The sequence below is a fragment of the Pseudomonas putida group bacterium ESBL64 genome, assembly GCF_045277175.1.
GTDB classification, from domain to species: Bacteria; Pseudomonadota; Gammaproteobacteria; order Pseudomonadales; family Pseudomonadaceae; genus Aquipseudomonas; species Aquipseudomonas alloputida.
Map to the genome: position 1 here is coordinate 4,643,437 of NZ_CP145799.1, position 13,611 is coordinate 4,657,047.

Annotated in this window: 14 protein-coding genes; 10 read left to right on the forward strand and 4 right to left on the reverse strand. The window is 64.5% G+C overall.

What is annotated here, in order from left to right:
- Window positions 1-15: 15 nt before the first annotated feature.
- The 3 genes from yedA (at window position 16) to V6093_RS21120 (ending at window position 2,524) form a co-directional block, all read left to right on the forward strand.
- A complete protein-coding gene (gene yedA, locus V6093_RS21110) occupies window positions 16-936 on the forward strand; it encodes a drug/metabolite exporter YedA (protein ID WP_004576856.1) in 921 nt (306 codons plus the stop codon).
- 55 nt (window positions 937-991) lie between these two features.
- Window positions 992-2,323 (forward strand): DEAD/DEAH box helicase, encoded by a 1,332-nt coding sequence (locus V6093_RS21115; RefSeq protein WP_108078950.1) that lies wholly within the window; start codon window positions 992-994, stop codon window positions 2,321-2,323.
- 72 nt (window positions 2,324-2,395) lie between these two features.
- Complete coding sequence (locus V6093_RS21120) at window positions 2,396-2,524, forward strand: hypothetical protein (RefSeq protein WP_014754328.1); 129 nt, start codon at window positions 2,396-2,398, stop codon at window positions 2,522-2,524.
- A gap of 234 nt (window positions 2,525-2,758) precedes the next feature.
- Here V6093_RS21120 and V6093_RS21125 read toward each other — a convergent pair whose 3' ends face one another.
- Window positions 2,759-3,997 carry a TIGR03862 family flavoprotein gene (locus V6093_RS21125; protein ID WP_108079093.1) on the reverse strand — a complete coding sequence of 413 codons (1,239 nt, stop codon included), beginning with the start codon at window positions 3,995-3,997 and terminating at the stop codon, window positions 2,759-2,761.
- 148 nt (window positions 3,998-4,145) lie between these two features.
- Window positions 4,146-5,060, reverse strand: a complete 915-nt coding sequence (locus tag V6093_RS21130) for a histone deacetylase (RefSeq protein ID WP_026031969.1) — start codon at window positions 5,058-5,060, stop codon at window positions 4,146-4,148.
- A gap of 225 nt (window positions 5,061-5,285) precedes the next feature.
- On the opposite strand from V6093_RS21130, the gene V6093_RS21135 reads away from it, so the two are divergent.
- Window positions 5,286-5,414 carry a hypothetical protein gene (locus V6093_RS21135; protein ID WP_256873205.1) on the forward strand — a complete coding sequence of 43 codons (129 nt, stop codon included), beginning with the start codon at window positions 5,286-5,288 and terminating at the stop codon, window positions 5,412-5,414.
- A gap of 183 nt (window positions 5,415-5,597) precedes the next feature.
- Here the strand turns inward: V6093_RS21135 and V6093_RS21140 are convergent, their stop codons facing one another.
- Window positions 5,598-6,284, reverse strand: coding sequence for a histidine phosphatase family protein (locus V6093_RS21140; RefSeq protein WP_014859385.1), 687 nt, complete (start codon window positions 6,282-6,284; stop codon window positions 5,598-5,600).
- A 179-nt stretch (window positions 6,285-6,463) separates the two neighbouring features.
- On the opposite strand from V6093_RS21140, the gene V6093_RS21145 reads away from it, so the two are divergent.
- From V6093_RS21145 to V6093_RS21160, 4 genes are all read left to right on the forward strand, one after another.
- On the forward strand, window positions 6,464-7,033 hold the full coding sequence (locus tag V6093_RS21145) for a GNAT family N-acetyltransferase (protein WP_003249850.1): 570 nt from the start codon (window positions 6,464-6,466) through the stop codon (window positions 7,031-7,033).
- A gap of 149 nt (window positions 7,034-7,182) precedes the next feature.
- Window positions 7,183-8,052, forward strand: a complete 870-nt coding sequence (tesB, locus tag V6093_RS21150) for an acyl-CoA thioesterase II (RefSeq protein WP_003249851.1) — start codon at window positions 7,183-7,185, stop codon at window positions 8,050-8,052.
- On the forward strand, window positions 8,049-8,639 hold the full coding sequence (locus V6093_RS21155) for an HAD family hydrolase (protein WP_060537889.1): 591 nt from the start codon (window positions 8,049-8,051) through the stop codon (window positions 8,637-8,639). The genes tesB and V6093_RS21155 overlap by 4 nt, the downstream gene beginning before the upstream one ends.
- Window positions 8,640-8,803: 164 nt before the next feature.
- Window positions 8,804-9,814, forward strand: a complete 1,011-nt coding sequence (locus V6093_RS21160; protein WP_108192134.1) for an NAD(P)-dependent alcohol dehydrogenase — start codon at window positions 8,804-8,806, stop codon at window positions 9,812-9,814.
- 83 nt (window positions 9,815-9,897) lie between these two features.
- On the opposite strand, the gene V6093_RS21165 is transcribed toward V6093_RS21160, so the two are convergent.
- Window positions 9,898-10,599, reverse strand: a complete 702-nt coding sequence (locus V6093_RS21165) for a FadR/GntR family transcriptional regulator (RefSeq protein ID WP_047603370.1) — start codon at window positions 10,597-10,599, stop codon at window positions 9,898-9,900.
- 259 nt (window positions 10,600-10,858) lie between these two features.
- Here V6093_RS21165 and V6093_RS21170 point away from each other — a divergent pair, with 259 nt between their 5' ends.
- Entirely contained in the window at window positions 10,859-12,211 is a 1,353-nt protein-coding gene (locus V6093_RS21170; RefSeq protein WP_019752566.1) for an MFS transporter, read from the forward strand.
- Between the two features lie 19 nt (window positions 12,212-12,230).
- Window positions 12,231-13,586, forward strand: a complete 1,356-nt coding sequence (gene gudD, locus V6093_RS21175; protein ID WP_406669603.1) for a glucarate dehydratase — start codon at window positions 12,231-12,233, stop codon at window positions 13,584-13,586.
- Window positions 13,587-13,611 lie beyond the last annotated feature (25 nt).

The window sequence follows — 13,611 nt, forward strand, 5'->3', positions numbered from 1 at the left end:
TTTCGAGTTTTCCCCATGCCTGCCTCCCGTCGTTTCCCGCTGCTGCTGATTGGCGCCTTCCTGGCCCTTTATCTGGTCTGGGGTTCCACTTACCTGTTCATTCGCATCGGCGTCGAGAGCTGGCCTCCGATGCTCATGGCCGGTGTGCGCTTCCTGATCGCCGGTGGCCTGCTGTACGGCTTCCTGCGATGGCGCGGCGTGCCGGCCCCTACCTGGCCACAATGGCGGGCGGCAGGGGCGATCGGTTTCTTGTTGCTCAGCTGTGGCAACGGCGGGGTGACCGTGGCCGAGCATGCCGGCGTGGCTTCGGGCGTGGCGGCTTTGGCGGTGGCGACGGTGCCGCTGTTCACCTTGCTGTTCGGCCTGTTGTTCGGGCACCGCAATTCGAAGCTGGAATGGGCGGGGATAGCCCTTGGGCTGGTGGGCATCGGCCTGCTGAACCTGGGCTCCAACCTGCAGGCAAGCCCGATAGGTGCGGCGCTGATCATCTTCGCGGCGGCGTCCTGGGCGTTCGGCTCGGTGTGGAGCAAGACCTTGCCGCTGCCCCAGGGGCCGATGGCCAGCGCAGCGGAAATGCTGGTCGGGGGTGCGGTGCTGTTGCTGGGCAGTGTGCTATCGGGCGAACGCATGACACAGCTGCCGACCGCCGCTGGCTGGGGGGCGCTGGCCTACCTGGTGTTCTTCGGTTCGATCCTGGCGTTCAGTGCCTACATGTACCTGCTCAAGCACGTGCGTCCGGCAGCGGCCACCAGCTACGCCTACGTCAACCCGGCGGTGGCGGTGCTGCTGGGGATCGTCTTTGCCGGTGAGCAGATTGGCGCTGAAGAGTGTGTGGCGATGGCAGTGATCATCGGTGCGGTGGTGCTGATCGGCCTGCCGCAGTGGCGCAAGGCGCCTGAACCTGTGCAACCGTTGAAAGGTGAAATCTGCAAGTAGGCAGGGGCGATGCGGTAAACTTGCCGCCTTCGCTGAACCCCCTGACGGTATTGCCATGAATTTCGCCAAACTCGGCCTGATCGAACCGCTGCTGCGCACGCTGCAGAAACTGGACTACACCACCCCGACCCCGGTGCAGGCCAAAGCCATCCCCGCCGTGCTGGCCGGCCGCGACCTGATGGCCGCAGCCCAGACCGGTACCGGCAAGACCGCAGGCTTTGCCCTGCCTGTGCTGCAGCGCCTGGCGCTGGAGGGCGAGAAGGTGGCCAGCAACTCGATCCGCGCCTTGGTGCTGGTACCCACTCGCGAGCTGGCCGAGCAGGTGCACAACAACGTGCGCGAATACGCCGAGAACCTGCCGCTGAGTACTTACGCGGTGTATGGCGGGGTCAGTATCAACCCACAGATGATGCGCCTGCGCCGGGGTGTCGACCTGCTGGTGGCTACCCCTGGCCGCTTGCTCGACCTGTTCCGGCAGAACGCCGTGAAGTTCAACCAGGTGCAGACCCTGGTGCTGGATGAAGCCGACCGCATGCTTGACCTGGGCTTTGCCGAAGAGCTGCAGTCGGTGTATGCGGCACTGCCGCGCAAGCGCCAGACGCTGCTGTTTTCCGCCACCTTTTCCGATCAGATTCGCATGCTGGCGGGGCTGGCGCTGAATGACCCGCTCAGTATCGAAGTGAGCCCGCGCAACGCCACGGCCGCCAGCGTCAAGCAGTGGCTGGTGCCTGTGGACAAGAAGCGCAAGGCCGACCTGTTCTGCCACCTGCTACGCAAGCAGCGCTGGAAGCAGGTGCTGGTGTTCGCCAAGACCCGCAATGGCGTCGATCAGCTGGTGGAGCGCTTGCTGGCCGAAGGCGTGAATGCCGACGGCATCCACGGTGATCGCCCACAGGCGACCCGCCAGCGTGCGCTGGACAGCTTCAAGGCCCGTGAGGTGCAAGTGCTGGTGGCGACCGATGTGGCGGCCCGTGGCCTGGATATCGATGACTTGCCGCTGGTCGTCAACCTTGACCTGCCGATCGTTGCCGAAGACTACGTGCACCGCATCGGGCGTACCGGGCGGGCGGGCAATAAGGGCGAGGCGATTTCGCTGGTGTGTGCGGATGAAGTGCAACTGCTGGCGGCTATCGAGGTGCTGACCCGGCAAACCCTGCCGCGTCATGAAGAGCCGGATTTCATCCCCGAGCACCGGGTGCCGATGACCGATGCCAGTGGGCAGGTTATCAAGAAACCGAAGAAACCCAAGAAGCCGAAAGAAAACAGCGCCAAGCGCGGGCTGGGGCGCTGGATGGACAGTAGTGAAGCTGGCAGTGCGGAACCGGCGGTGAAGGCTGTACGCAAGGTGCCGAGCTTCAATGGTGGGCCGCGCAAGCGCAAGCCTTGAGGCTTTGGGGCCGCTTTGCGGCCCATTCGCGACGCAAGGCCGCTCCCACAAGGACTGCGCCAGGCTTTAGATGTGTACGGCGACTTTCAGGGCTTCCAGCGCCGGCTCGACCTTGATGCCCAGCGCTGCACCCAGCTCCATTACCCAGGGTTGATGGGCGGGTTTGCGGTGATGATGTTTCTCGACACTGCGCTGGGCTGAGGCTGAACACCGGCCTGTGGGAGGGGCCTTGTGTCGCGAAAGGGCCGCGAAGCGGCCCCGGCATTATTTGCATCGACGCTGAAACCCCGGGGCTGCTGTGCAGCCCATTCGCGACGCAAGGCCGCTCCCACACGGATCGCGCCAGCTTTCAGAAATTGAGCAAGACAGTTGCTCCCACATGGGCTGCGCAATCTGGATTGACGCAGTACTTGTGGAAGCCGCCCCGGCAAGCTGTCAGGAAGCCCGCACCCAGTCCGCCGCTGCCCGCCCGGCGCGCAAGCCGCTGGCAAAGCACGCCGTGAGCAGATAACCCCCGGTCGGCGCCTCCCAGTCCAGCATCTCGCCGGCACAGAACACCCCCGGCACGGCCTTGACCATCAACCCCTCATCCAGCCCCTCGAAGCGGACCCCGCCGGCACTGCTGATCGCTTCATCCAGCGGCCGCGTGCGTACCAGGGTGATAGGCAATGCCTTGATGGCCCGGGCCAAAGCATCAACGTCGGCAAAGGTCGCCTGATCGGTCAGTTCGCGCAGCAGTGCGGCCTTGACCCCATCAATCCCCAGCTGGCTGTGCAGGTGCTTGGCCATGGAGCGTGAACCGCGTGGTTTGGCCAATGCCTGGGCAATCTTGTCCACAGGCTTGTCCGGCAGCAGGTCGAGCAACAATACCCCGCGGCCTTCACGGTGGATGGCCTCGCGTACCGGTGCCGACCAGGCGTACACCAGGCTGCCTTCCACGCCTTGAGCGGTGAGGATGAACTCGCCCTTGCGCGGTGCGCTGCCCGGAACGCTGAGGGCGATGTTCTTCAGCGGTGCGCCCGCGAACTTGTCCTTGAGCAGCGCGCTCCAGCCCTCTACTTCAAAACCGCAGTTGCTCGGCTGCAAAGGCGAGATATCCACAGCCCGTTCTGCCAGCAGCGGTTGCCAGCTGCCGTCAGAACCCAGGCGCGCCCAGCTGGCGCCACCCAGCGCCAGCACCACGACCGAGGCTTTCACCTGACGTTCGCCCTGTGGATAAGCAATTCGCAAGCTGCCATCGGTGTTCCAGCCCAACCAGCGATGGCGGGTGTGGATAACTACCCCGTTGTCGCGCAGGCGCTTGAGCCAGGCACGCAGCAACGGTGCGGCTTTCATGTCGGTGGGGAACACCCGGCCCGAGGTGCCGACGAAGGTTTCGATGCCCAAACCATGAATCCACTGGCGCAACGCGTCAGCATCGAAGTCTCGTAGCAGGGCCTCGATTTCGCCTTGGCGTTCGGCATAGCGTGCTACGAACGCCGGGTAGGGCTCGGAATGGGTGATGTTCATGCCGCCGACACCTGCCAGCAGGAACTTGCGGCCCACTGAAGGCATGGCATCGAACACCTCGACCGTCAGGCCTGCATTGGCCAGTGCTTCGGCAGCCATCAGGCCGGCGGGGCCGCCACCGATGACGACAGCGGGGGGAGGGGATGCGGGGGTCAGATCGGGCATGGTGGGCAGCAGGCTGTGGAAAAGAGGCGCATTCTACCGCAGCGCTGCCCATGGAAGCACTGATCAAAAAATAGCCAGTGTTATGCAGGCCTTGCCAGTAAAGGGCTACAGCGCCTTTCGCGCAGGTTATCCACAAGCGGTTCCACAGTCATTGTGAACAACCTATGACACGTGCCGCGCTGTGGTGAAGGATGCCGTGGCGTCTGGCCAAGGCTGTGCGGTCCTTGCTGTAGCCTCCGCCGATCACGCCCATCACCGGGATGTCGCGGCCCAGGCAGTGGCGCAGCACGGCTTCGTCACGGGCGGCAACGCCTGCGTCGGTCAGCTGCAGGTAGCCCAGGGCATCGTCCTTGTGCACATCGACACCGGCGTCATACAGCACCAGGTCGGGTTGATAAAGCGGCAACAGGTAGTTGAGGGCGTCGTCCACCACCTTCAGGTAGGCCGCGTCGCCCATGCCTCGGGGCAGGGGGATGTCCCAGTCGCTTTGTGCCTTGCGGGCGGGGAAGTTCTGCTCGCAGTGCAGCGACACGGTGATGGCCTCGGGCGTGTCGTGCAGGATGCGCGCGGTGCCGTCACCCTGGTGCACGTCGCAGTCGAAGATCAGCACCCGGTGTACCCGGCCTGCTTCCAGCAGGTAGCGGCTGATGACCGCCAGGTCGTTGAAAATGCAGAAGCCGGCGGGGTGGTCGTAATGGGCGTGGTGGGTGCCACCGGCGAGGTGGCAGGCGATGCCGTGCTGCAGCGCCATCTCGGCAGTCAGCAGTGAGCCCCCGACAGCGCGCACGGTCCGCCGGGCCAGGGCCTCGCTCCAGGGCAGGCCGAGGCGGCGCTGGTCCTCGCGCGACAACTCGCCGTTCATGTAGCGCGCGATGTAGCTGCGGTCATGGGCCAGGGCGAGGATGTCGTTGGGGCAGATGTCCGGGCGCAGCAGGGCTTGGTCGGTGGTCAGCCCGCTGCCGACCAGGTGGTCGTGCAGCAGGCGGAACTTGTCCATCGGGAAGCGGTGTTCAGCGGGGAACTCCGGGCTGTAATCTTCGTGGTAGATCAACGGCAACGGCATGGATGGGGTCGCAATCTGGGCCAGTGCTGATCTTGCCATGACGGGTGACTGCAATGGGAGTACCTATTTCTTGCGCCGGTACCGGCCCTTTGTGGGAGCGGCCTTGTGTCGCGATTGGGCTGCGCAGCAGCCCCAGCAATGTGTGCATCTGCGCTGAAATTTTGGGGCTGCTGCGCAGCCCAATCGCGACACAAGGCCACACAAGGACTGCGCCGGGCTTTAGATGTGTACGGCGACTTTCAGGGCTTCCAGCGCCGGCTCGACCTTGATGCCCAGCGCTGCACCCAGCTCCATTACCCAGGGTTGATGGGCGGGTTTGCGGTGATGATGTTTCTCTACACTGCGCTGGGCTGAGGCTGAACACCGGCCTGTGGGAGCGGCCTTGCGTCGCGAAAGGGCCGCGAAGCGGCCCCGGCATTATTTGCATCGACGCTGAAACCCCGGGGCTGCTGTGCAGCCCTTTCGCGACGCAAGGCCGCTCCCACACGGATCGCGCCAGCTTTCAGAAATTGAGCAAGACAGTTGCTCCCACAGAGGCTATTTTCCTGTGCTGGCCAATACGCGTTGCCAGTCCGGTTCGTTCAAGCGCCCCAGGATACGTGCTTTGCCATTGCCATCCACCGATACGAACAGGGCGCTGGCATAGTTGCTTTGACGTTCGCCGCCAGCAACGTGCTGCTGGCGGGCAAAGTGGTCGATGCAGCCGTTGTGAGTCACCAGCACCAGGTTGTGGCCCGCGCGTTTGTGTGCAAGCGCTTCGTTGGCGAACTGGCTGTCGCAGCTTTCGAGCCAGTCCTCGCTGGCCACCGCCTGACCCAGTATGAAGTGTGCGGTTTGCCGGGTGCGCAGTTTCGGGCTGCTGAGCAGGTCGGCTTTGTTCAGGCCCAGCTGGTGCAGCCCTTGGCCAACGCGGGCAGCGGCCTGGCTGCCGCTCAGGGTGATCCCCGTGGGGTCATCCAGGCAGGGGCCGGGGGCGCTGTCGCAGCGTTCGGCGTGGCGGATCATCACGATCACCGCACCGTCGGCCCAGTCCTGCAGCAGGCCACTGTCAGTCAGTTGTTGCTCGTTGCCAAGGTCCACGATATGCGTCCTCGTCGCCAGCCAGGTGGTCAACGCCGCCACGACCATGCACAGGCCCAGGGCGGCTCCGACGGCTTTGCGAGTCAGGCGTCGCTTGCGCCGGGCATGAATGGCGGGGTGCCCCAGGGTGTTGCTCGATAGCATGCGTTGCTCCGTTGGCAGTGCCGCGGCTGGCGCGGTGGTGGATGGCGGCATCCTGCCAAGCGGCCTGTCGGGGGCCGGTGAAGGGCGTGTGAAAATTGCATTTGGCGGCTGCCGGCTGGGTGAAACCCGCGCCCGCGCCTACGCTGTAAACTGCAAGGCGGTAAACCGGAGCAGGCCCGATGACCCCCATCCTCGAACTGGAAAGCGCACGGCTGGTGCTGCGCCAATGGCATGACGATGACTTGCGCGAGTTCGCCGCACTGTGCGCCGACCCACAGGTAATGCGCTACTTTCCGGCGCCGCTGACGCGCGTTGAGGCGGCTGCGTTGATCGGCCGCGTGCGTGGGCATTTCAATGAATACGGTTTTGGTTTGTGGGCCCTGGAGCGCAAGGACAGTGGCGCGTTCATCGGCATGACCGGGTTGCTCAATGTCAACTTCGACGCGCCTTTTGCCCCGGCGGTGGAGATCGGCTGGCGTCTGGCACGCCGTCACTGGGGCCTGGGCTTTGCCAGCGAAGCGGCGTGGACCTGCCTGCGTTGTGCTTTCGCCCAGTTGCGCCTGGAGGAGGTCGTGTCGTTCACCAGCGAATGCAACCTGCCGTCGCAAAAGGTGATGCAAGCCATCGGCATGCAGCAGGACCTGCACGGCAGCTTCGAACACCCCCGCCTGCCCATCGGCCACCCGCTGCGCCCGCATGTGCTGTACCGGATCGATCGCGCGCACTGGGAGCGCACCCTGCGCGCCTGAATGCACTGCCATGCCCGGCGCGAATGACAAACGCTGTATCATTTGCCTACTTGGAAGGCGCTTGCCCGTAACACGTTCAGCGCCTGTGAAATCGAGCGCCGCTCGGGCGGCGCATCGCGAGCTAGGCTCGCTCCTACGGAGAACCGCCGATGAGTCATGTGTTGGACGACCTGGTCGACCTGTTGAGCCTCGAATCCATCGAGGAGAACCTGTTCCGTGGACGTAGCCAGGACCTGGGCTTCCGCCAGCTTTACGGTGGCCAAGTGCTGGGCCAGTCGTTGTCGGCTGCCAGCCAGACAGTCGAGGACGCGCGCCATGTGCATTCGTTGCACGGCTACTTCCTGCGCCCGGGCGATGCCAGCCTTCCAGTGGTGTACTCGGTAGACCGCGTACGCGATGGCGGCAGCTTCAGTACACGGCGGGTGACGGCGATCCAGAAGGGCCAGACCATCTTCACCTGCAGCGCGTCGTTCCAGTACGACGAGGAAGGCTTCGAGCACCAGGCGCAGATGCCTGACGTGGTCGGCCCGGAAAACCTGCCTACCGAAGTCGAACTGGCCCGTGCCATGGCCGACCAGTTGCCCGAGCGCATTCGCGACAAGGTGCTGTGTGCCAAGCCGATCGAGATCCGCCCGGTCACCGAGCGCGACCCGTTCAACCCCAAGCCGGGCGACCCGGTGAAATACGCCTGGTTCCGCGCCGACGGCAACCTGCCGGACGTGCCTGCCCTGCACAAGTACATGCTGGCCTACGCCTCGGACTTCGGCCTGCTGACCACGGCGTTGCTGCCCCATGGCAAATCGGTGTGGCAGCGCGACATGCAGATCGCCAGCCTCGACCATTCGCTGTGGTTTCACGGCAACCTGCGCGCCGACGAGTGGCTCCTGTACGCCACCGATAGCCCCTGGGCCGGCAATTCCCGTGGCTTCTGCCGCGGCAGCATTTTCAACCAGGCCGGGCAACTGGTGGCATCGTCGAGCCAGGAAGGCCTGATTCGCCATCGCAAGGACTGGGCATGAGCCTGGGCGAGGTGCGCAACTGGGTGTTCGACATGGACGGCACCCTGACCGTGGCCGTGCACGACTTCGCCGCCATTCGGGTGGCGCTGGACATCCCGGCCGAACACGACATCCTCACCCACCTGGCGGCCTTGCCGGCGGCGGAAGCGGCGGCCAAGCATGCCTGGTTGCTGGAGCACGAAAGGGACCTGGCAACGGCCTCCACGGCGGCCACCGGGGCGGTGGAACTGGTGCGCGAGTTGGCCGGGCGCGGGTGCCGGCTGGGTATTCTGACCCGCAATGCGCGTGAGCTGGCGCATGTAACGCTGGAGGCCATCGGCCTGGCGGACTGCTTCCCGGTGGAACACATTCTCGGGCGTGACGAGGCTGCGCCGAAGCCGAGCCCGGATGGGCTGCTGAAGATTGCCAGCGCCTGGGGCGTGACGCCGAGCGAACTGGTGATGGTGGGGGATTACCGCTTTGACCTGGACTGTGGGCGGGCGGCGGGGGCGCGCACGGTGCTGGTGAACCTGCCGGACAATCCCTGGCCGGAACTGGTGGATTGGCATGCGGCGGATTGCCGAGCGTTGAAGGTGATGCTGGGCTGACGCTTTTGTTGGCAATGCGGGCCTCTTCGCGGGCATGCCCGCTCCCACAGGTATTGCGCACGTCTCGGGGCCTGTGGTGCCTCTGTGGGGGTGGGCGTGCCCGCGAAAGGGCCGGATCTGTCTATGCTGAACCCCATTCTTTGCTCTGATACGGAGACCCACCCATGAGCAGCAAGGCCATCTACGTACAACCCGGCGGCGGTTACGACAAGGTCCAGGTCGGCACCTGCGAGGCCCAGGCCCCCCAGGCCGGCGAGATTACCGTGCGCCTGCACGCCAGTTCCCTCAACTACCACGATTTCGCCGTGGTCAGCGGCATGTGGGGCCCAAGCGAGCGACGCATCCCCATGGCCGATGGCGCCGGCGAGGTGGTTGCGGTAGGGGCTGGCGTCACTGAGTTCCAGGTCGGCGACAATGTGGTCAGCACCTTCTTCCCCGACTGGCTCGATGGCCAGGCCAATGTCGAGGGCTTTGCCCGGGTGCCCGGCGACGGCATCGATGGCTACGCCCGTGAGCAGGTGACTGCCCGCGCCACCGCCTTCACCCTGGCGCCCCAGGGTTTCAGCCATGCCGAGGCTGCCACCCTGACCACCGCCGGCCTTACCGCCTGGCGCGCGTTGATGAGCGATGATCACCTCAAGCCCGGCGACACGGTGCTGGTGCAGGGTACCGGCGGTGTGTCGATTTTCGCCCTGCAGTTCGCCAAGCTGGCGGGCGCGACCGTGATCGCCACCTCGTCCAGCGATGCCAAGCTGGAGCGCCTGAAGGCCCTGGGTGCCGACCACCTGATCAACTACAAGAGCACCCCGGCCTGGGGTGAGAAGGTGCGCGAGCTGACTGGCAACCGTGGTGTCGATCATGTGATTGAAGTGGGCGGCCCGGCGACGCTGGAGCAGTCGATGATAGCTGCGCGCATTGGCGGGCATGTTTCGCTGATCGGCATCCTTACCGGGGTGGCCGGGCAGTTGCCGTTGGTGCAGGCGCTGGTGCGGCAGATTCGGCTGCAAGGGGTGCTGGTTGGCAGCCGAGCGCAGCAGCAGGCGATGGTGCGGGCGATCGACGCCAACGGCCTGCGGCCGGTGGTGGACAAGCATTTCGAGCTGGAACAGATCGTCGAGGCGTTCCGGTACCAGGAGAGCAACCGGCATTTCGGCAAGATCTGCCTGACCTGGTGAAGTGAGGGCAGGGTAGCTGGCTGTAACGGCCACCCTGCATGCTGTTCGTAGCATCAAGCCCGAGGCCTTGCACTGCCTCACAGTCAGTCCGGCAATAGCCGGTCGCGGCTGTTGGACAGGTGCAGGCACACTGCCGCCCGTGCGGCATCCGGGTCTTGTCGGCGGATGGCATTGAGGATCGCCTCATGCTCCAGGTTGGCCAGGTACGCTTGCCGCGCCAGCTTGGCCCCCGCGCGCTCGGCCAGGGCCATGCGGTTGCGCGGTATCAGGCCGTTACCCAGTTGCAGCAGCATCTCGGTGAAATACAGATTGCCGGTGGCCTCGGCAATCAGCAGGTGAAAGCGCCGGTCGGCTTCGATGCAGCTGTCGCCGGCAGCGGCCAGGTCCTGATAGTCATCCAGCGCTTGGCGCATGCGCGCCAGATGCCCCTCGTCACGACGCAGTGCGGCCAGCGCGGCAGCCTGGCCCTCAAGGCCAATACGCAGCTCCAGCAGATCGCGCACATTCGCCGCGCTCTCCGCTGCAACGCGCAGGCCGGCCTGGGCCTGGCGCTCCATTACGAACGTACCGATCCCGTGGCGCGGCTCCACCAGCCCAGAGGCCTGCAGCTTCGACAAGGCTTCGCGAACCACCGTGCGGCTGACCCCGTGCTCGCGCACCAAGGTGTTTTCCGAAGGCAGTTTGTCGCCTGGTTTGAAGGTGCCCAGCAGAATCTGCTGGGTCAGGCTGGAAACCAGGTCATGGGCGCGGCTATGGCCGCGTTTGCGAGCGTGTTCCGGTTCCATGTGTGATCCGCTTCTTGATTAGCTTGTACGACAAGTTAATCGATAGAAATATTTTTTGCCGATTTTTCGCGCATCCAATTCAGCATGTAGTTGATGTGTTTTTGCATGTTCTGATCAAATTTGCATTGTGACAGCTTGTATTTTGCTGTTTTGCCGACGTTTGTGATCTTGTCGTACAACCTCGCTGCGCATAAGCTCCTCCCCACTGCCATGTCAGACAACCCGACCCGCACAAAAACAATTAGTGGGAGATCCGCAAGTGAACGACACCCTCGCTCCGTCTGCCCGGCATGAAGGCGACGCGTTGGCCAGCGCCGTGGCCAAGGTCAAGCGCCACGTCCTGCCGCTGTTCGTCATCATGTTCATCGTTAACTACCTCGACCGCGTCAACATCGGCTTCGTCCGTCCGCACCTGGAAAGCGACCTGGGCATCAGCGCTGCGGCCTTTGGCTTTGGTGCCGGGCTGTTCTTCATCGGTTACGCGCTGTTCGAAGTCCCTTCGAACATGCTGCTGCAAAAGGTCGGTGCCCGGCTGTGGCTGACCCGTATCATGTTCACCTGGGGGCTGGTGGCCACGGCCATGGCCTTCGTGCAGAACGAAACCCAGTTCTACGTGTTGCGTTTTCTGCTCGGGGTGGCCGAAGCAGGCTTCTTTCCTGGCGTGATCTACTACTTCACCCGCTGGCTGCCGGCGGCAGAGCGCGGCAAGGCCATTGCCATCTTCCTCAGTGGCTCGGCGCTGGCTTCGTTGATTTCCGGGCCGCTGGCCGGGGCGTTGATGCAGATCCAGGGCCTGGGCCTGCATGGTTGGCAGTGGATGCTGTTCATTGAGGGCATGGCCTCGGTGGCGCTGTGCTTCTTTGTGTTCTTCTGGCTCGACTCGAAGCCGCAGGACGCCAAGTGGCTGAGCAAGGCCGAGCAGGACGCGCTGGTCGCCACCATCGACCGCGAGCAGCAAGCGCGTGAGGCCATCGGCGCGGTCAGGCCGTCGGCCTGGAGCCTGCTCAAGGACCGCCAGATCGTGCTGTTCTGCCTGATCTACTTCTGTATCCAGCTGACCATCTATGCCGCCACCTTCTGGCTGCCCAGCATCATCAAGCGCATGGGCGACCTCAGTGACATGCAGGTCGGTTTCTTCAACTCGATCCCTTGGCTGATCTCGATCCTGGCCATGTACGCCTTCGCTGCCGGTTCCGCTCGCTGGAAGTTCCAGCAGGCCTGGGTGGCAGGCGCCCTGCTGGTCGCTGCCACGGGCATGTTCATGTCCACCACGGGTGGGCCGGTGTTCGCCTTCGTCGCCGTGTGCTTCGCCGCGATCGGCTTCAAGTCAGCGTCGTCACTGTTCTGGCCAATCCCCCAAGGCTACCTGGACGCCCGCATCGCTGCGGCGGTGATTGCCCTGATCAACTCGGTCGGCAACCTCGGCGGCTTCGTTGCCCCCACCACCTTCGGCTTGCTGGAGCAGCAGACTGGCTCGATCCAGGGCGGGCTGTACGGCCTGGCGGTGACCTCGGTGTTGGCGGCGATTGCCATCTTCTTCGTACGCACTCGCCCCAAGGGCGTCCCTTCCGATGACCTCAAGGCCCCTTCGGCCCTGGGCCAGACCCACTGATGACTGCGAGACAACAACCATGAATATGCAGACCAATCCCGCCGTACATGCCAGCACCCCGGTGGTCACCGACCTGCGCGTGGTCCCCGTGGCCGGCCATGACAGCATGCTGCTCAACCTCAGTGGCGCCCATGGCCCGTACTTCACCCGCAACGTGGTGGTGCTGCGCGACAGCGCCGGCAATACTGGCCTGGGTGAAGTGCCCGGTGGCGAGAAGATTCGCCAGACCCTAGAGGACGCCCGCAGCCTGGTGGTCGGCCAGCCGATCGGCCATTACCAGCGTGTGCTCAACGCCATGCGCCATACCTTCGCCAACCGCGACTCGGCGGGCCGCGGCCTGCAGACCTTCGACCTGCGCATTACCGTGCATGCGGTGACGGCCATCGAGTCGGCATTGCTCGACCTGCTCGGCCAGCACCTGAATGTGCCGATGGCGGCGCTGCTGGGCGAGGGCCAGCAACGCGATGCGGTGAAGATGCTCGGTTATCTGTTCTACATCGGCGACCGCCAGCAGACCGACCTGGCTTACCGTCACGAAGCCGATAGCGATGACGATTGGTTTCGCCTGCGCCACGAAAAGGCCCTGACCCCTGAGGCGGTCGTGCGCCTGGCCGAAGCGGCGAAGCAGCGCTATGGCTTCAGCGACTTCAAGCTCAAGGGCGGCGTACTGCGGGGTGAGGAAGAAATGGAAGCGGTAACCGCCCTGGCCGAACGCTTCCCCGAAGCGCGCATCACGCTCGACCCCAATGGCGCGTGGTCACTCAAGGAAGCCATCGCCCTGTGCCGTGACAAGCACGATGTACTGGCCTACGCCGAAGACCCCTGCGGTGCCGAGAACGGTTACTCGGGCCGTGAGGTGATGGCCGAGTTTCGCCGGGCCACCGGGCTGCCCACTGCGACCAACATGATCGCTACCGACTGGCGACAGATGGGCCATGCCATTCAGTTACAGTCGGTGGACATTCCGCTGGCCGACCCTCACTTCTGGACCTTGCAGGGTTCGGTACGGGTGGCGCAGATGTGCAACGACTGGGGGCTGACCTGGGGGTCTCATTCCAATAACCACTTCGATATTTCGCTGGCGATGTTCACCCAGGTGGCGGCTGCGGCGCCGGGTGAAATCACGGCGATCGACACCCACTGGATCTGGCAGGATGGCCAGCGCCTGACCCGTGAGCCGCTGCGCATTGTCGACGGGCATGTGCGAGTGCCGGCGCGACCGGGCCTGGGCGTGGAACTGGATGAAGACCAGCTGGCGAAGGCCCATGAGTGCTACCGCAACATGGGGCTGGGTGCGCGGGATGACAGCGTGGCGATGCAGTTCCTGATTCCGGGTTGGAGCTTCGATAACAAACGGCCCTGCCTGGTGCGTTGAGGCTGCTGGCCTCTTCGCGGGCAAG

Coding starts and splice junctions, on each gene's coding strand:
- yedA (WP_004576856.1), top strand. CDS start 16: ATGCCTGCCTCCCGTCGTTTCCCGCTGCTGCTGATTGGCGCCTTCCTG.
- V6093_RS21115 (WP_108078950.1), top strand. CDS start 992: ATGAATTTCGCCAAACTCGGCCTGATCGAACCGCTGCTGCGCACGCTG.
- V6093_RS21125 (WP_108079093.1), bottom strand. CDS start 3,997: ATGCCCGATCTGACCCCCGCATCCCCTCCCCCCGCTGTCGTCATCGGT.
- V6093_RS21130 (WP_026031969.1), bottom strand. CDS start 5,060: ATGCCGTTGCCGTTGATCTACCACGAAGATTACAGCCCGGAGTTCCCC.
- V6093_RS21140 (WP_014859385.1), bottom strand. CDS start 6,284: ATGCTATCGAGCAACACCCTGGGGCACCCCGCCATTCATGCCCGGCGC.
- V6093_RS21145 (WP_003249850.1), top strand. CDS start 6,464: ATGACCCCCATCCTCGAACTGGAAAGCGCACGGCTGGTGCTGCGCCAA.
- tesB (WP_003249851.1), top strand. CDS start 7,183: ATGAGTCATGTGTTGGACGACCTGGTCGACCTGTTGAGCCTCGAATCC.
- V6093_RS21155 (WP_060537889.1), top strand. CDS start 8,049: ATGAGCCTGGGCGAGGTGCGCAACTGGGTGTTCGACATGGACGGCACC.
- V6093_RS21160 (WP_108192134.1), top strand. CDS start 8,804: ATGAGCAGCAAGGCCATCTACGTACAACCCGGCGGCGGTTACGACAAG.
- V6093_RS21165 (WP_047603370.1), bottom strand. CDS start 10,599: ATGGAACCGGAACACGCTCGCAAACGCGGCCATAGCCGCGCCCATGAC.
- gudD (WP_406669603.1), top strand. CDS start 12,231: ATGAATATGCAGACCAATCCCGCCGTACATGCCAGCACCCCGGTGGTC.